The following is a 17,271-nucleotide window of genomic DNA, read 5'->3' on the forward strand; positions in this document are numbered from 1 at the left end:
CACCGAGGGTACGGCGGCGTCCGCGCGGCGGGTCGTGGACAGCGTCCCGCCGTACCGGGCATAGCAGATCATCGAGGGCGTTGGGTGGTCGTCCACAGCACCTCCGGTTGTCCACAGCCCAGGCGTCCGGGCCGGCGGACGACCCGGCGTCGGCCGGAAGCTGCCGTCATGCGACCGCCACCCGCCCGCTCGATCCGCCGCACGCTGCTGCTCTGCACCGCGCTCCCGCTCGCACTGACCGTGCAGCTCTGCGGGCTGGCGGTGCTGGTCGCGGCGGTGCCCGGTCAATCACCGACCCCGACCGTGCCGGTCGCGGCCCTGGCGGAGCCGGTCGTCGCCGCAGCGCCCGCCGGGCGGTTCCGCTGGCCGGTCGACGGGCCACCCCGTCCGGTGCGCCGGTTCGACCCGCCGCCGCGACCGTGGCTGCCCGGCCATCGCGGCGTCGACCTGGCCGCCCCCGCCGGAGCGGTGGTCCGCAGCGCCGGGCCGGGCACCGTCCTCTTCGCCGGTCTGGTGGCGGGTCGACCGGTGGTCACCGTGGGGCACGCCGGCGGGCTGCGGACGACCCACGAGCCGGTCCAACCCGCCGTACGCCCCGGCCAGCCGGTCACCGCCGGCGCACCGCTGGGCGAGCTGCTGCCCGGGCATCCGGGGTGCCCGGCCGAGGCGTGCCTGCACTGGGGCCTGCGCCGGGGCGAGGAGTATCTCGACCCGCTCGCCCTGCTCGGCCTCGGCCCGGTACGCCTGCTCCCGGTCGGTCCGGTCCCGGTGTCCGCTCCCGGCCGGCCGCTCAGCGCTGGGCGAGCAGCGCCGGCAGCCGTGCGGCCAGCCGCTCGTACTCGTCGGCGGCGTTGTAGACCTGACCGGTGAGCCGCAACCACCCTCGGCCGTTCCAGCTCATCACCGCCACCTCCGCGCCGAGCCGCTCACCGATCCGCGCCTGCAACGCCCGCGCCGCGTCGATCGTGGTGCCCGTGCCGGCCGGCAGCGGGATGAGACGCAGCGCCACCCCCGGTCCGCCGGGGTCGGGCAGATCGGCGGGGGCCACCCCCAGGGCGTCCCCCACCACCCGCTGGCCGTACGCGGCGAGCGCGGCGTTGTGCGCCCGCACCCGGTCGACGCCGAGACTGCGCATCGTGAACAGGCCCGCCGGGGCGGCCAGCCAGGGCGTGTAGTCGAGCGTCGCCTGCCACTCGAGCCGGGCCGGGAAACCCGACTCCTGCTCCCAGGACACCACCAGTGGCTCGATCCGGTCCCGCCACTGCGGTGCCACCGCCAGCAGGGCGGTCCCGCGCGGGGCGTACGCCCACTTGTGCAGGTTGCCCACCCAGAAGTCCGCGCCGATGCTGGCCACCGGGGTGGGCAGCATGCCCGGGGCGTGCGCGGCGTCCACCAGGACCGGCACGCCGTGTTCGCGGGCCACCCCGGCGACGGCGGCGGTCGGAAAGAGCTTGGCGGTGGCCGAGGTGAGCTGGTCGACGACGAGCAGCCGGGTCTGCCCGGGGCGCAGGCCAGCGCGGATGATCTGCACGATCTGCTCGTCGGTGGCGGCCAGGGGGATCGGCAGGACCCGGCTGACCGCGCCGGTGCGGCGGCACTCGCGCTGGATGGCCAGGCTCACCGCCCCGTACCCGTGGTCGGTGCTCAACACCTCGTCGCCGGCAGTGAGGCCCACCGACTGGAGCACCACGGCGACGCCGGTGGTGGTGTTGCCCACCAGGGCGCTGCCGTCCGGGTCGGCGCCCAGGAACCCGGCGAGGTGCCGGCGGGTGTGCGCGATCCGGTCGACCAGCCCCTGGGTGAAGAAGCGCAGCGGGTTCGCCTCCATCTCGTCGCGCAGCCGCTGCTGGGCGCGCTGCACGCCGATCGGCACCGCGCCGAACGAGCCATGGTTGAGGTGACTGACCGCCGGGTCCAGGGAGAAGAGCAGGCGGGCGCCCGGGATCGGCTCAGGGGGATTCGGGACGCTCACTTGATGATCGTAACCGCCACGCGTGCGCGCCCTGCGGCCCTTGATCAGGCGCGGGGGTGCGCCTGCCGGTAGGCAGCGCGCAGCCGCTCGACCGAGACGTGGGTGTAGATCTGCGTACTCGCCAGGGACGAGTGGCCGAGCAGCTCCTGCACGGCGCGCAGGTCCGCGCCACCCTCCAGGAGGTGGGTGGCCGCGGAGTGGCGGAGATCGTGCGGGCTGGTCCGGGGCAGCCCGGCGGTCTCGGCGTACGCACCGACGATCTGACGTGCTGTCGTCGGGTTGAGCCGACCACCCCGAGCCCCCAGCAGCAGGGCGTCACCGGAGCGGGCGCCCACCATCGCCGGGCGGCCGTGGCGCAGCCAGTCGTCCAACGCCCGCTGGGCGGGCACCCCGTACGGCACCGAGCGCTCCCGCCCACCCTTGCCGAACACCCGGATCACCCGCCGGCCGTGGTCGACGTCCCCGACGTCCAACCCGCACGCCTCGCTGACCCGTACGCCGGTGGCGTAGAGCAGCTCCAGCAGCATCCGGTCCCGCAGCCGTACCGCCTCGGCCGCTTCGCTCGGGCCCGACTCCGCCGGCGGGTTCGGGGGCGGTGCCTGCCGGGCCGGTGCCTCGACCAGGGCGGCGGCCTGGTCGGCGCGCAGCACGCTGGGTAGTTCCCGGTGCGCGCGGGGGCTGGCCAGTGCGGCGCCCACGTCGGCGGGGAGCAGCCCGGCCCGGTGTGCCCAGGCGCTGAATGCCCGCGCCGATGCGGCCCGTCGGGCCAACGACGTGCGGGCGGCACCCGTGGTGCGCTGCCGCGCCAGCCAACTGCGCAGCACCGACAGGTCCAGCTCGGCGAGGTCGACGCAGCCCATCCGGACGGCGTGGTCGAGCAGCGAAACCAGATCGGTGACGTACGCGCGGACGGTGTGCGCCGACCGGTTACGGACCCGGGACAGGTGCTCGGCGAAGTCGTCGACCGCGTCGCGCAACGCTGGCGGGAGTGCCTGGTGCATGGCCCGGGTGCCCCGGTCCGGTCGGCTCATCGTGGCCGCGCCGGCGTGCTTGCCGGTTCGTCGGCCCCGGCGCTCTCGATCACAGCTGGCACGGCACCAGCCTACGGCCAGTCCGTCTACGCCACCGGACATGACGGTGCCGGTGTCCACCCCCGGCTACCGGCGGTTGTTCCTCTTGCTCAGGAACACGACCAAGCCGACAACGAGCACGGCGGTCACGACGAGACAGCAGAGCACGCTGATGTGCCACGGCTTGATTGCACCCATGACCGGGCACCGTACCGGTCGTAGTGGCAGGCCGTTGCCCCGCGCGAGCGCACCTCAGGCCGGCCCGGACGTCTTCGCGGCCGTCACACGCTTGGCTGCCGTGACGGCCCTCAGTGTCCGGGCGACCCCAGCCCTCGCCAGGGATCGCCCGGACACCGGGGTATCAGGCGTCGTGCCGCATGAGGTAGTTGAGAGCCCCGAAGATGAGGGGAGCCGAGCCGGCGAACGCCGCAGCCCCGGCGATCAGGGCCTTGCCGACGCTCGGGTCCATCGACCATGTGATCCAACTGGCGATCGTCGCGACCTGGCTCGACCCGAGGGCGACAATAGTGAGGCACAGTAGGCGAACGGGGAACTGACTTCCCATCTCATCCTCCACTCGACGGACTCCTCCTCTTGGAGGTGACCTCGTCGAGCGGGATTAAAGGGGACCCGCCAAGAGCACCCTGGTGGCCGTGCAGAGGCTTGGCAAGCTTTTGTGGTGGTTGTCATATCCACTGTGCTCGCTGGCCTTGAGACGGTGTTTGGAATGCCGGGACGTCTGCCGGGGCCGCGTGAGCACACCTCATGTCGACGCGGGCGTCTCCGCCGCAGCACGCTTGGGTTTGGCGGGTGGGGCCAAGGCATAGCCATCGTCGCGACGGACCACCATGGACAGCTCCTCCAGCAGCGACAGCTTGCGCAACGCGGTCCGTAGGTCGACGCCGGCGCGGGCGGAGAGCCGGTCCACGCCCATCGCGCCTCGGCGGGGCAGCGCCTCCAGCAGCGACCTCGCCTCGTCGTCCAGCGCGTCGGTGGCCCGCTGCGGTCCACGCGCCAACGGGGCCAGGTCCGTGCCGATCCGACCCACCTCCTCCAGCACGTGCGCCACCCCGGTGACCAGTCGGGCCTTGGAGTGCTCGCGCAGGAACTCGTGCGCGCCGACGGACATCGCCGAGGTCACCGGCCCCGGCACCACCATGGCCACCCGATTGGAGTGGATGGCTCGCCGCGCGGTCTGCGTCGCGCCACTGCGCGCCGACGCCTCCACCACGACGGTGCCCCGGGTGCCTGCGGCGATCACCCGGTTGCGGATCAGGAACCGGGGTCGCAGCGGCTCGGCACCGGGCGGCCACTCACTGACCAGCAGCCCCGTCTCGGCGATCCGGTCGAAGAGCGCGGCGTTGCCCATCGGGTACGGACGGTCGAGCCCGCAGGCGAGCACTGCGACGGTCAGACCCCCCGCGGTGAGTGCGCCCCGGTGGGCGGCGGCGTCGATGCCGAACGCGCCACCGGACACGACCGTCCAGTCCCGCTCCGCCAAGCCGTACCCCAGCTCAGTCGCGACGTGCTGCCCGTAACCGGTGGCCGCCCGGGCCCCCACCACGGCCACCGAGCGATCCAGAGCCTCACCGAGCGGCCAGCTTCCGCGTACCCAGAAGCAGAGCGGCGGGGCGGTCTCACCATCCACCCGGCGGCTGACGTCCGGCAGCCGCAGTGCGGCCAGGCTGGCGACCTGGGCCGGCCACTCCTCGTCGTCCGGCGTGACCAGCCGGGCACCCAGTCGGTCCGCCCGCTCCAGGGCCTCCGCGGCCACCGCCCGTGCGTCGCCGGCCGCCGAGCGTGCGGCGACAGTGGTGTGCAGCCAGCCGGCCGGGCTGCCGCCGTCGAGCAGCAGATCCAGGGTCTCCACCGGGCCGTGCCGTTCGACCAGGTGATGCACCGCGCGCGTACCCGGCTCGGCCAGCCAGGTCAGGGCGACCCGGGCCAGCCTGCGTTCCTCCTCGGCGCTCACGTCGCCTCCCCCGTCCGTAGTTGAAGCGCTTCCCGGACGTCGTCCCGGTCAGGTCGGTCGCGACCGTCCAGATCGGCGATGGTCCAGGCCATCCGGATCACCCGGTCGAAGCCGCGCGCCGACAGCGAGCCGGAGTCGAGCCGGCCACGCAGCTCCACGGTGACCCGGGCCGGCAGCCGCCACGGCGGTCGGCGCAGGTGCGGCCCTTCCACCTCGGCGTTGAGCCGTCGGTCGAGGTCGGCCCAGCGGGCAGCCGCCGCCTGCCGGGCCGCCGCCACCCGGGCGGCGACCGTCGCCGAGGGCTCGACATCGCCGTCGGTCGCCATCAGCTCGGCCGCCCGCACCGGCATCAGCCGCACCTGGACGTCGATCCGGTCGAGCAGCGGCCCGGAGAGCCTTCCCAGGTAGCGGCGGCGAACCAGCGGCGAACACTCGCAGTGCGCGTCGCCGGCCGGTTTCGCGCACGGACACGGGTTGGCCGCCAGCACCAACTGGGTGCGGGCCGGGTACACGGTGCCGCCTCCGCTGCGGCTCAGCTGGATGCGGCCGTGCTCCAGCGGCTGGCGCAGCGCCTCCAGCGCACCCTTGCTGAATTCGGGAGCCTCATCGAGGAAGAGCACCCCGCGATGCGCCAGCGACACCGCACCGGGTCGGGCCAGCCCCGAGCCACCCCCGACCAGCGACGGCACGGTCGCGGTGTGGTGCGGCGCCTGGAACGGCGGGCGACGCAGCAGGCGACCACCCGGCGGCAGCAGCCCGGCGACCGAGTGCAGCGCGGTGACCTCCAGCGCCGCGTCGTCGTCCAGCTCGGGCAGGATCGACGGCAGGCGTTCGGCGAGCATCGTCTTGCCGGCGCCCGGAGGGCCGAGCAGTGCCACGTGGTGCCCGCCGGCCGCGGCGACCTCCAGGGCGCGTCGACCCATCTGCTGCCCGGCGACGTCGGCGAGATCCGGCCCACCGGCCAGCGGCTCCGGGATGTCCGCCGGTGGTTCGATCAGCGGGGTCCCGTCCCGAACGAAGGCGACGAGCCGGTGCAGGGTGTCCACCGCCCGTACCCGTATCCCCGGGATGACGGCGGCCTCGGCGGCGTTGCCGACCGGAACGATCACCCGCGTGACGCCGGCCTGGGCTGCGGCGGCGACCATCGGGAGCACGCCGCGCACCGGCCGGACCGTCCCGTCGAGCCCCAGCTCGCCGAGGACCACCACCCCCTCCAGAGGGAGCAGCGGCAGCTCACCCGAGCCACCCAGTAGGGCTGCGGCGATGGCCAGATCGAAGGCCGACCCGAACTTCGGCAGCGTGGCGGGCAGCAGGTTGAGGGTGATCCGCCGGTTGGGCCAGCGCTGGCCGGAGTTGACCACGGCGGCGCGGACCCGGTCGCGGGCCTCGTGCAGGGCGGTGTCCGGCAGACCGGAGATCACCACCGCAGGCAGACCGGCGGCCAGGTCGGCCTCCACCTCGACGAGGTGGCCGGTCACTCCGACCAGACCCACGCAGAGCACCTTCGCGTAGCTCACGGCACGTCACCGATCCTCCGGGTACGCATGTCAGAACGCGCCCTTGAGGTGGTCGACCTGCGCCGGCCCGGAGTCGGGCAGCCGCACCGACAGCACGTCGAAGCGCACCTCCTCGGCGGTCGTACCGGTCTCGGTGAGCCACCGTGCGGCGAGCCCTCGCAGCCGGCGGGCCTTGGCCGGTACGACCGCCTCGGCCGGGGTGCCGAAGCCCTCACCCCGGCGGGTCTTCACCTCGCAGAAGGCGAGCACGGGCCCGTCCCACGCGATGATGTCGATCTCCCCGGCCGGGCAGCGCCAGTTTCGGGCGATCGGGCGTAGCCCCGCCTCGGTCAGGTGCCGGGCGGCGCACCGCTCGCCGTACGCGCCAACCGCCTGGTTCCGCTTCGTCATGGCCGGCACGGTGCCCGCCGGAGGGTGATCGCCGCGACCCGGCAGCAGCCCAACTGTGGACAACGGGGGTGCTGTGGACAGTCGGATGATCATGCCCGCGCTGTGCTAGGGCGCGACTCGTGTCCGCGCTGCCCGGACGATCGGCGGCGTGGTCGGCCGGGTTGAAATGGCGCGGGCGTGGCCGGTCGCATACGGTGCCTGACGTGGACGGACGACGGAGTTTTCCGGAAGATCAGGAGTCGCGCTGGTACCCCGACGAGCGGGGTCGCGGTTACGGCGAGTCGGAGTGGCGCGGCGCGGGCGAACCGCGGTACCGGGAGGGTGAGATTCCCGAGCCGCGTGGCGCGGAAGACGGCCGCTCCGTCGAGGACACGGGAGTCGGCCGCCGCCGCGAGCCGGACTCGGGACGCTTCGGCGCCGTCGACGCGAGCCGCTTCGGTACGCCGGAGTCGGACTCGGGTCGCCTGAGTGCTGTGGACGCGGGTCGCTTCGGTACGCCGGAGTCGGATTCGGGTCGCCTGAGTGCTGTGGACGCGGGTCGCTTCGGTGCGCCCGAGTCGGACTCGCGTCGCTTCGGCGCCCTGGACGCTCAGACCGGTCGGTTCGGGGGGAGCGAGGCTGATTCGGGGCGTTTCGGTGCGGTGGAGCCGTTGGGTGCCGGGCGGTCGGAGGCGGACGGTTACCGGGCCACCCGATCGCGGCGGGCGGACCGGGACCCCTCGGAGACCTCCGGTGAGCTGCCCGGACGGCGGGCCGCCCGCGAGACGACCACGGCGGGATCTCCGGTGACCAGCGCCCCGCCGGAGACGTCCCGCGACAGCACGTCGACAGCGCCGGCGGCCGTGCTCGCTGACCAGGCTCGGCCTGCTCCGCTCGCTGGCTACCCGATCATCGAACCGACCCGTGGCGGCGGCGACACGCCGCACCCGCTGGAGATGCCAACCGGCCCGATGCCGGGGATCGGCCCGCGACCCGACCTGCCCGCAGGCGAGCCGCCGATGTATCCGCCGGCCGCCGACGGCGTCTATCGGACCCGTCGACCGGTGCTGGCCGTACTCTTCGCTCTGCTGGTGTTGGTCTTCGAGGTCCCCGCGTTGCGGGTGCTGCTGGCGGGCGTGACCGGCGACCCGGTGGACGCCGGGAACGTGGTGGTGGGTATCGCCCTGGTCGCCGGCCTGCCGATCTTCGCGACCGGGCTGTACGGGCTACGAACCGGAGGTCTGGCGCTCGCCGACAACGGTCGGGGCTGGCTGCGCCCACCGACGGCCTACCTGACCGTCGGCCTGGTGCTCTTCGTGGCTGCCGCGCTCGCCGCCGGCTGACCCGGCGACCCGCCGCCGGCCTGTCGCGCGCGCTGACGGTTCGGACAACAACCAGGAAATAGTGGCCTCCGGCGACGCGGAGGCCACTATTTCCACGAACCAGCGCGATCTTCCCAGCGACTCGCGCGGGCGAGCGGGGGAGCGGCGGAGCAGCACCCCACGCGCACCCCGGGGCGGCTGAACGGGTGAGGGGCGTACACTGGCCAACTGGCGACCGCCTCGTGCGGTCGACCTCGCGCGCCCTCTTCACGAATCGTCGTGGAGCGACGGCCTCCCTGGTCCCGATCTTGATCGGGTCCACCATGGGTCGGCGACCAGGCGCCAGGACGCCCGGCCACCGGCCGGGCGTGACAACCAGGGACCTTGAGGAGTACCCCAACCATGGCCGTCGTGACCATGCGTCAGCTGCTGGAGAGCGGTGTCCACTTCGGGCACCAGACCCGGCGCTGGAACCCGAAGATGAAGCGCTTCATCATGACCGAGCGCAACGGCATCTACATCATCGACCTGCGCCAGACCCTCGAGTACATCGAGAAGGCGTACGAGTTCGTGCGTGGGACCGTCGCCGAGGGTGGCAGCATCCTGTTCGTCGGCACCAAGAAGCAGGCCCAGGAGGCGATTGCCGAGCAGGCGACCCGGGTCGGCCAGCCGTACGTCAACCACCGCTGGCTCGGTGGCATGCTGACCAACTTCCAGACCGTTTACAAGCGGCTTCAGCGGATGAAGGAGCTGGAGGGTCTGGGTGACCTCAGCGGCACCGCCGCCGGTTACACCAAGAAGGAGACCCTGCAGCTCTCCCGCGAGAAGATCAAGCTGACCCGCACCCTCGGTGGCCTGCGGGACATGCAGAAGCTTCCCGCCGCGGTCTGGATCGTCGACACCAAGAAGGAGCACATCGCCGTCGACGAGGCCCGCAAGCTGGGCATCCCGGTGATCGCGGTGCTGGACACCAACTGTGACCCGGACGAGGTCGACTTCCCGATCCCGGGTAACGACGACGCGATCCGCTCGGCGGAGCTGCTGACCAAGGTCGTCGCCGCCGCCGTCGCGGATGGTCTGATCGCGCGTTCCGGCCGTCGCCGGGGCAACGACGAGAAGCCCGAGGGTGTCGCGAGCGACGAGCCGCTGACCGAGTGGGAGCGCGAGCTGCTCGAGCCGAAGAAGGCCGACGAGTCGGCTGCCCCGGCCGCTGCGGCCGCCCCGGCCGAGCAGCCCGCCGCTGCCGCCGCCGAGCAGCCCACCACCCCGGAGCAGCCGGCGCAGGCCGCCACCGAGCAGCCGGCGGCCGCCACCGCGGAGTGATCGCACCGTCGCTGCCCCGCCGTCCGTTTTCGCGAACGGCGGGCAGCGACGGTACGCCGGGCACGATCCGCCCGGATCCGGGTAACCGGCACCTCTGACCATCCACACGCCGTCTCAACACCGAAGAGAGAGCCATGTCCCAAATCACCGCCGCGGACGTCAAGAAGCTCCGCGACCTCACCGGCGCCGGCATGATGGACAGCAAGAAGGCGCTGACCGAGGCCGAGGGCGACTTCGACAAGGCCGTCGAGATCCTGCGCGTCAAGGGCGCCAAGGATGTTGGCAAGCGGGCCGGCCGTACGGCCGCGAACGGCCTGGTCGCCCACTCCGGCAAGGCGCTGCTCGAGCTCAACTGCGAGACCGACTTCGTCGCCAAGACCGAGTCGTTCATCGCGCTGGGCCAGCAGTTGGTCGAGCACGGTGAGCGCGCCGGCGTGAACTCCGCCGAGGAGCTGCTCGCCACCGAGCTCGACGGCAAGGTCGTCGCGGACCTGATCCAGGAGCAGTCCGCCAAGATCGGCGAGAAGCTGGTGCTCAACCGGTTCGCCCGGGTCGAGGGCACCACCGCCGTCTACCTGCACCGCAAGGCCCAGGACCTGCCGCCGGCCGTTGGCGTGCTGGTGTCGTACACCGGCAAGACCGATGAGGCCGGCGACGCCGACGCCCGTGGTGTGGCCATGCAGATCGCCGCGATGCGGCCGAAGTACCTCACCCGGGACGAGGTTCCGGCTGAGGTCGTCGAGTCCGAGCGGCGCATCGCCGAGCAGACCGCCCGCGAGGAGAACAAGCCCGAGGCGGCTCTGCCGAAGATCATCGAGGGTCGGGTCAACTCCTTCTTCAAGGACTTCGTCCTGATCGAGCAGTCGTCCGTCTCTGACAACAAGAAGTCGGTGAAGCAGCTGCTGGCCGAGGCCGGCATCGAGGTCACCCGCTTCGTGCGGTTCGAGGTCGGCCAGGCCTGAGCCGCCACCGGGCGCCGCTGGCGCCCGTGGGCAGGAGACATCAACGAGGAGGCCGCCGGTGTACGTGACAGGCACCGCGGCCTCCTCGTCACATAGGGTCGGCAGCGGCAGGTTCGCGGTACGCGCCGCACGGGGCGTGCGCGTGGGGAAGGGCGGGGCGGATGACGCAGGTTGTGAGTGACCGGACGCTGGAGCTGGACGATCCGACGGCACCGCCGCCGGGGCGTGCCCGCCGGGTGGTGCTGAAGCTCTCCGGTGAGGTCTTCGGTGGCGGCGCGATCGGCGTCGACCCGGACGTCGTCCAGGCCATCGCCCGGCAGATCGCCACAGTGGTCCGCCGCGGCGTGCAGGTCTCCGTGGTGGTCGGCGGAGGCAACTTCTTCCGCGGCGCGGAGCTGCAGAAGCGTGGAATGGACCGGGCCCGCGCCGACTACATGGGCATGCTCGGCACCGTGATGAACTGCCTCGCGCTCCAGGACTTCCTGGAGAAGGAGGGCATCGAGACCCGGGTCCAGAGCGCCATCACGATGGCCCAGGTCGCCGAGCCGTACATCCCGCTGCGGGCCATCCGGCACCTGGAGAAGGGCCGCGTGGTCATCTTCGGCGCCGGTGCCGGAATGCCGTACTTCTCCACTGACACGGTGGCCGCCCAGCGGGCGCTGGAGATCCGGGCCGACGTGGTGCTGATGAGCAAGAACGGCGTGGACGGCGTCTACACCGCCGACCCGCGGATCGACCCCACCGCCAGTAAGCTCGACTCGATCACCTTCTCCGAGGCGCTGCGCCGCAACCTGCGGGTGGCCGACGCGGCAGCGTTCAGCCTCTGCATGGAGAACGGCCTGCCGATGCTGGTCTTTGGCGCGCAGGGTGACGACACCATCATCCGCGCGGTGGGTGGCGACAAGATCGGCACCCTGATCACCGCCTGAGTCCCGCCGACGGCGACGGTCTGACGACTTTCAGCAGAGCCCACCACGAGCACAGAAGGAGGCGAGGAGACCGGTGATCGACGACACCCTCCTCGAGGCCGAGGAGAAGATGGAGCGTGCGGTTGAGCACGCCAAGGAGGAGTTCGGCGCCATCCGTACCGGTCGCGCCAACGCCGCCATGTTCTCCAAGGTCATCATCGACTACTACGGCACGCCCACGCCGCTGACGCAGATGGCGTCTATCGCGGTCCCCGAGCCGCGGATGGCCATCATCAAGCCGTACGACAACTCGCAGATCAACGCGATGGAGAAGGCGATCCGCGACTCGGACCTCGGGGTGAACCCGAACAACGAGGGCAACCAGCTGCGCATCCTGCTCCCGCAGATGACCGAGGAACGCCGCCGCGACATGATCAAGGTGGCTCGGCACAAGGGCGAGGAGGCCAAGGTGGCGATCCGCAACGTCCGCCGCCGTGGCAAGGAAGAGCTGGACCGGATCGTCAAGGACGGCGAGGCCGGCGAGGACGACGGTCGCCGCGCCGAGAAGGAACTCGACGACCTGACCCAGCGGTACGTGGCCAGCATCGACGACCTGGTGAAGCACAAGGAAACCGAGCTGCTCGAGGTGTGACCCATGCTTCGAGGCCCGTTCCCGACGTCGGGGACGGGCCTCGTTCCATAGGTCAGCAGGGGATCCAGACGGTCCTGGTGCTCTCGGCGAACTGCTCGCCGGTGTCCCAGTCGCGCAGCGAGAAGTGGGCGGTGGCCCGACCGGGGTGCAGCGCCGGAGCGATCCGGGCGAACGCCATCCCGAGTTCGACAGTGCCGCCGTCGCAGAGGATCTCGCCGGCGCCGTGTCCCCCGGTGGCCCAGAGGGTCGGCAGGCCGTCCTGCACCAGCGAGGCCGACATGAGGACGATGCCGGCCGGGCAGTTCCGGGCGGTGGCGGTGACCCCTGCTGCCGGGTACGTCACTCCCGGCTCGCCGACGGGCGGCTCGAACGGGAACAGCTCGCTGGTATGGCGGTCGATGGTGATCCTGGTCCGTGCCGTGGTGGCGGCGGCCGGTGACCCTGCTCCCAGGACCATGGCGGCCACCGTCAACACCGCGAGACCGAACTTGTACATGTGAGTGCCCTTCCCCCGTTGCGAAGCGCGGGCTGGCGCCGGCGCGGCACCAGCGGACCACGCCGGGCGGGTTCGGTCAGTACTCGATCGCGCACCGGACGAGTCGGATCGACGGCTGCGGATTGCCTCCGGTCTGCCGTACCGAACGGGTGGGCGTCGCTGGCCGGCGGGCCGGCGGCGCGGGTGGTGTCCGTGGGCGTGCCTCGTCCGCCGTGCCGATCCGGCGTGTGCAGTAGGCTCGGCAGGATTCCCGGCCACCGGGTGGTGAACACCGGGGATCGACCGACCGTCGGGGCGGTCAATCGGAGGAACATCGCACGTGTAGGGGATGCTTGTGGTCTTGCGTCATGTGGTGGATCTCGTGCCGCTTCGCGGTGCGTGATGTCCCACCCCGACCCCTACGGCAGCGAGCCTCGCGGCTGGGACCGGCCGGAGCGCCCGGTGGCGCTGCCCTGGCCGGAGCAGGAGCTGGAGGCCGGCCAGTGGAGCCGCCGTCCGGCTGCCGGCCCTGAGCTGTACGCCGACCCGCACGCGCGGCCGTACGCCGACCCGCACCCAGCGGACCCGTACGACGAGCGTGGCCGCCCGGTCCGCCCGGACGACCGTTTCGACGACCGCGACCGGCACGATCGTTTCGACGACCGGGACCGGCACGTCGACGACCGCAACCAGCCCGACCGGTACGACGACCGGGGTCGCGGTGACCGCTACCCGGATCGACCTCCCGCGGGGGAGGGGCCGCCCGGTTACGACGGTCCGGACCGTGGGCGTTTCGACGAGCCGAGCCGTTTCGACGGCCCTCCCGTCCGCTTCGACGACCCGGGGTACCCGACCGAGCAGCTCGCGCCCGTCCGGGCGGAGGTGGTGCCGGACGAGGCTCCGACGACCGGTCGACGGTCGAAGGGGCGACGTCGGGCCAGCCTCGACCGACCGGCCACCCAGCAGGTGGGCACCGGGCGGGCCGGGCGCAACCTTCCCGCGGCGATCGGGGTCGGGCTCGGCCTCGGCGCGCTGATCGTGGTGCCGCTGGCCTTCTATCCGTTGGCCTTCCTGCCGGTGATCGCCGCCGCGGTAGCCATCGGCATCTGGGAGATGGCCCGCGCGGTACGACGCAGCGGTGCACACCCGCCGCTGGTGCCACTGATCGCCGGTGGCGTGTTGACAGTGGGTCTGGCCTGGTACGCCGGCCCGGACGCGCTCAGCCTGGGGCTGCTGGTCACCGTGCTGGGCACCATGATCTGGCGGTTGGGTGACGGGCCGGCCGGCTTCCAGCGGGATCTCACCGCGGCCACCCTGATCGCCGTCTACGTGCCGTTCCTCGCCGGTTTCGCGGCGTTGCTGGCGGCGGCCCCCGGCGATGGGCACCTGCGCATCCTGGCCACGCTGATCGGGGTGGTCCTCTCCGACACCGGTGGGTACGCGGCCGGGGTCTCCTTCGGCCGTCACCCGATGGCCCCGTCGATCAGCCCGAAGAAGTCCTGGGAGGGCTTCGCCGGCTCGGTCACCGCGGCGGCCCTGGGCAGCGCGGTGCTGCTGTGGCTGATGTTCGAGGTGGCCCCCTGGTGGGGCGCGCTGTTCGGGGTGGCCGTCTCCTGCGCGGCGGTCCTCGGCGACCTGGCCGAGTCGATGATCAAGCGGGATCTCGGCGTCAAGGACATGAGTAACCTGCTGCCCGGCCACGGCGGTCTGATGGACCGGCTGGACTCGATCCTGTTCGCGGTGCCGACGGCCTACCTGCTGTTGGCGGTCTTCGTGCCGGTGGTGAGCTGAGGTATGAATCACGGCGACCTGGTCATCCGGCTCCGGCGGTCGCGGCCCGTTCGACACCTCCGGACCGGCAGCCACCGCCGACGGCGTGACACACTGGACCAGCCATGACGAGCCTGCCCTTGATCCCCGCCATCTCGGTCGCCCCCGCCGCGCGCCGGGCCTCCATGCCCCCTCAGCACCTCGCTGACCTGGACCTGGCCGGCCGCCAGGCGTTGGTCACCGGGCTGGGTGAGCCGGCCTTCCGCGCCAAGCAGGTCTCCAACCACTACTTCGGGCGGTTGGTCCGCGACCCGCAGGCGATGACCGATCTGCCCGCTGCGACCCGGGAGCGGCTGGCCGACCAGTTGCTGCCGACATTGCTCAACCCGGTGCGCGAGCTGGCCTGCGATGACGGCGCGACCCGCAAGGCGCTCTGGCGGCTGCACGACGGTGCGCTGGTGGAGAGCGTGCTGATGGGTTACCCGGACCGGGTGACAGTCTGCATCTCCAGCCAGGCGGGTTGCGGCATGGCCTGTCCGTTCTGCGCGACCGGCCAGGCCGGGCTGACCCGCAACCTGTCGACGGCGGAGATCGTCGACCAGGCGGTGTACATGGCCGGGGTGGCGGCCTCCGGCGTGGTGGCGGGTTCCCCGCCGAGGCTGTCGCGCGTCGTCTTCATGGGCATGGGCGAGCCGCTGGCCAACTACAACCGGGTGATCGCGGCCATCCGTCGGCTGGTCAGCCCGGCTCCGGAGGGGCTCGGCCTGTCCCAGCGGCACATCACCGTTTCCACGGTCGGCCTGGTTCCGGCCATCCACCGACTGGCCAGCGAAGACCTCTCAGTGACCCTTGCGTTGTCGTTGCACGCGCCCGATGATGATCTGCGCGACGAACTCGTGCCGGTAAACCAGCGCTGGAAGGTAGCCGAGGTGCTGGACGCAGCGTGGGACTACGCCGCCCGGACGGGCCGCCGCGTGTCGATCGAGTACGCGATGATCAAGGACGTGAACGACCAGCCGTGGCGAGCCGACCTGCTCGGGCGGCTGCTGGCCGGCAAGTTGGCCCACGTGAACCTCATTCCGCTCAATCCGACGCCGGGCAGCCGCTGGGACGCGAGCCCGAAGCCGGTCGAGCGGGAGTTCGTCCGGCGGTTGCGCGACGCCGGGGTGTCCACCACAGTTCGGGACACCCGAGGTCGCGAGATCGACGGCGCGTGTGGCCAGCTTGCCGCCGCCGAAGACAACGACACCAATACCGACCGCGCCGGAGAGGCACCGGCGTGACCGGGCGTGGCGAACGAGACCAGGAGACATAGTGGCGAGTCAGGGTCAGCGTTTCCGGCGCAAGGCGCTCCGCCGGGGATACAAGGTCGACGAGGTGGATGCCTTCCTCGACCGGGTCGAGGCGACGCTCGACGGCCGACAGGTCGGTGCCCCGGTGGCCTCCCAGGAGGTTCATGACGTCGTCTTCCGGGTCCGCTTCAACGGCTACGACGAGTGGCAGGTCGACCTGCACCTGGACCGGGTCGAGCGGCAGCTGGCCGAGCTGGAGGAGCGCAACAGCGCCGGACGCGGTGGCGACCCCCGGATGGGTGACCGGATGGGCCCACCGGACCGGATGGGTCCGCCGATGCGTGATGACCGCGGCATGGTCCCGCAGCCGATGCCGCCCCGGCCGATGCCCGCGCAGGCTGGCCCGCCCTACGGCCGCTACGACGAGCCGACAGGTGCCTTCGCCGGTGGGTACGACGCCCCCCGCGGCGGTGGTTACGACGCGCCACGTGGCCCGGCCGGCCCCCCGATGGGTCCCGGTGGCCCGATGGGCCCCGGCCCGATGGGTGGCCACGGCATGCCGCAGCGCGGCCTGCCCGCCGGTCCCAGCGGGTACGGCCCCCCGGACGACCAGCGCTCACCCGGTGGCTACGGCCAGGATGATCAGCGCGGCGGGTACGGCGCCGACGACCAGCGCGCGCCCGGCGGTTATCCGCCGCCGCCGGAGGAGCCGCGCTTCGACGGCTTCGAGGCCGGGCGGCACGGTCGCGCCGACATGACGGCCGAGATCCGGATGCCGGAGCGGGATCTGCGCGACATGCGCCGTGGTCCGGCCGGTCCGCCTCCGCTGCCGCAGCAGGGCATGGGTGGCCCGCCGATGGCCGGTCCGCCCGCGGTGGCCGGCCCCCCGATGGGTGGCCCGCCGATGGGTGGTCCGCCGATGGCCGGTCCGCCCGGCAGCGACCTGTACCGGGTCGACCAGATCCGTCGTAGCTTCCAGGTGCGCCGGTTCGGCAGCGGGTACGACCCCGACCAGGTGGACCGGTTCTTCGACACCCTGCTCGGTGGCATGCAGCGCCGCAACCCGATGCCGGTCGACCCGAAGGACCTGGACACGCTCCGGTTCGGCCTGGTGCCGGGTGGCTACTTCGAGGCCGAGGTCGACGCCGCGCTCAAGGACGTGCAGGACATCCTCTTCGGGCGCTGACCCCGACGCGATACGGACGAGGGCCCGTCCCCCGGGTGGGGGCGGGCCCTCGGCGTACGTCGGCCGGTCGTCCGGCGGTGGGGTCGGGTCAGGAGCGCAGACCGCTGCGCCGCAACACGATGTCGCCGATCACGATGATCAGCAGCAGCGCGGCCAGGCCGATCAGCCAGATGTCCTCGACCCTGCCCTCGTGGTTGCCGCAGATCATCGCCAGCAGCGCCAGTGCGGACAGCACGGCGCCGATCTGCCCGGCCTTGCGGTGCCCGGGCTTGTGCTGGTCTGGCGACGTTACCGGCTCGCTTCCTGCCACTGTCGGTCCTTCCCTCGCGATCGGATCTTTGGTTAGTCTGGCACGCCTCGTACCCGGTGCGGTGGGGTGGGGGTTTCCTGGCCATCGGCCCTGCCCCACACGGGCTGGACGGCACTACCGGCGTCGCGGGGCGGCGGTCAGACTCGCTCCGGTAGCGTTTGGCGTACACCT

General features: G+C 72.4%; 16 protein-coding genes and 1 pseudogene. 9 read left to right on the forward strand and 8 right to left on the reverse strand.

Annotated elements, in window-relative coordinates; translation table 11 throughout:
• The first annotated feature begins 168 nt into the window (after positions 1 to 168).
• Positions 169 to 870, forward strand: a complete 702-nt coding sequence (locus tag MED15_RS17690; RefSeq protein ID WP_112736218.1) for a murein hydrolase activator EnvC family protein — start codon at positions 169 to 171, stop codon at positions 868 to 870.
• Here the strand turns inward: MED15_RS17690 and MED15_RS17695 are convergent.
• The 6 genes from MED15_RS17695 to MED15_RS17720 all read right to left on the reverse strand — a co-directional run bounded on the left by MED15_RS17695 (position 791) and on the right by MED15_RS17720 (position 6,921).
• A complete protein-coding gene (locus MED15_RS17695) occupies positions 791 to 1,972 on the reverse strand; it encodes an aminotransferase class V-fold PLP-dependent enzyme (protein WP_112736220.1) in 1,182 nt (393 codons plus the stop codon). The two genes, MED15_RS17690 and MED15_RS17695, sit on opposite strands and share 80 nt — an antisense overlap.
• A 44-nt stretch (positions 1,973 to 2,016) precedes the next feature.
• Positions 2,017 to 3,003 carry a tyrosine recombinase XerC gene (locus MED15_RS17700; RefSeq protein WP_112736222.1) on the reverse strand — a complete coding sequence of 329 codons (987 nt, stop codon included), beginning with the start codon at positions 3,001 to 3,003 and terminating at the stop codon, positions 2,017 to 2,019.
• 400 nt (positions 3,004 to 3,403) lie between these two features.
• A complete protein-coding gene (locus MED15_RS17705; RefSeq protein ID WP_146754573.1) occupies positions 3,404 to 3,607 on the reverse strand; it encodes a hypothetical protein in 204 nt (67 codons plus the stop codon).
• Between the two features lie 198 nt (positions 3,608 to 3,805).
• Entirely contained in the window at positions 3,806 to 5,014 is a 1,209-nt protein-coding gene (gene dprA / locus MED15_RS17710) for a DNA-processing protein DprA (RefSeq protein WP_112736224.1), read from the reverse strand.
• The gene (locus MED15_RS17715; RefSeq protein WP_112736226.1) at positions 5,011 to 6,531 is read right to left on the reverse strand and encodes a YifB family Mg chelatase-like AAA ATPase; all 1,521 of its coding nucleotides are present in this window, start codon (positions 6,529 to 6,531) and stop codon (positions 5,011 to 5,013) included. The genes dprA and MED15_RS17715 overlap by 4 nt, the downstream gene beginning before the upstream one ends.
• Before the next feature lie 30 nt (positions 6,532 to 6,561).
• The gene (locus MED15_RS17720) at positions 6,562 to 6,921 is read right to left on the reverse strand and encodes a YraN family protein (RefSeq protein ID WP_112588468.1); all 360 of its coding nucleotides are present in this window, start codon (positions 6,919 to 6,921) and stop codon (positions 6,562 to 6,564) included.
• A 166-nt stretch (positions 6,922 to 7,087) separates the two neighbouring features.
• On the opposite strand from MED15_RS17720, the pseudogene MED15_RS17725 reads away from it, so the two are divergent.
• From MED15_RS17725 to frr, 5 genes and pseudogenes are all read left to right on the forward strand, one after another.
• Positions 7,088 to 8,243, forward strand: a pseudogene (locus MED15_RS17725) (hypothetical protein).
• 381 nt (positions 8,244 to 8,624) lie between these two features.
• Positions 8,625 to 9,545: a 30S ribosomal protein S2 gene (gene rpsB, locus MED15_RS17730; protein ID WP_112588472.1), complete on the forward strand. Its 921-nt coding sequence runs from the start codon at positions 8,625 to 8,627 to the stop codon at positions 9,543 to 9,545.
• Between the two features lie 134 nt (positions 9,546 to 9,679).
• Entirely contained in the window at positions 9,680 to 10,507 is an 828-nt protein-coding gene (gene tsf / locus MED15_RS17735; RefSeq protein ID WP_112588474.1) for a translation elongation factor Ts, read from the forward strand.
• 161 nt (positions 10,508 to 10,668) lie between these two features.
• Positions 10,669 to 11,436: a UMP kinase gene (gene pyrH, locus MED15_RS17740; RefSeq protein WP_030487501.1), complete on the forward strand. Its 768-nt coding sequence runs from the start codon at positions 10,669 to 10,671 to the stop codon at positions 11,434 to 11,436.
• 73 nt (positions 11,437 to 11,509) lie between these two features.
• Positions 11,510 to 12,067: a ribosome recycling factor gene (gene frr, locus MED15_RS17745; RefSeq protein ID WP_088946658.1), complete on the forward strand. Its 558-nt coding sequence runs from the start codon at positions 11,510 to 11,512 to the stop codon at positions 12,065 to 12,067.
• 52 nt (positions 12,068 to 12,119) lie between these two features.
• Here frr and MED15_RS17750 read toward each other — a convergent pair whose 3' ends face one another.
• On the reverse strand, positions 12,120 to 12,563 hold the full coding sequence (locus MED15_RS17750) for a hypothetical protein (RefSeq protein WP_112605945.1): 444 nt from the start codon (positions 12,561 to 12,563) through the stop codon (positions 12,120 to 12,122).
• Between the two features lie 381 nt (positions 12,564 to 12,944).
• Here MED15_RS17750 and MED15_RS17755 point away from each other — a divergent pair, with 381 nt between their 5' ends.
• The 3 genes from MED15_RS17755 (at position 12,945) to MED15_RS17765 (ending at position 16,790) form a co-directional block, all read left to right on the forward strand.
• Entirely contained in the window at positions 12,945 to 14,333 is a 1,389-nt protein-coding gene (locus MED15_RS17755) for a phosphatidate cytidylyltransferase (protein ID WP_112736229.1), read from the forward strand.
• Positions 14,334 to 14,437: 104 nt separating this feature from the next.
• Positions 14,438 to 15,595 (forward strand): dual-specificity RNA methyltransferase RlmN, encoded by a 1,158-nt coding sequence (gene rlmN, locus MED15_RS17760; protein ID WP_091400305.1) that lies wholly within the window; start codon positions 14,438 to 14,440, stop codon positions 15,593 to 15,595.
• Between the two features lie 31 nt (positions 15,596 to 15,626).
• Positions 15,627 to 16,790, forward strand: a complete 1,164-nt coding sequence (locus tag MED15_RS17765) for a DivIVA domain-containing protein (protein ID WP_112588480.1) — start codon at positions 15,627 to 15,629, stop codon at positions 16,788 to 16,790.
• An 88-nt stretch (positions 16,791 to 16,878) separates the two neighbouring features.
• On the opposite strand, the gene MED15_RS17770 is transcribed toward MED15_RS17765, so the two are convergent.
• On the reverse strand, positions 16,879 to 17,100 hold the full coding sequence (locus MED15_RS17770) for a DUF2631 domain-containing protein (RefSeq protein WP_036412111.1): 222 nt from the start codon (positions 17,098 to 17,100) through the stop codon (positions 16,879 to 16,881).
• Positions 17,101 to 17,271 lie beyond the last annotated feature (171 nt).

The organism is Micromonospora noduli (assembly GCF_003264475.1).
GTDB classification, from domain to species: Bacteria; Actinomycetota; Actinomycetes; order Mycobacteriales; family Micromonosporaceae; genus Micromonospora; species Micromonospora noduli.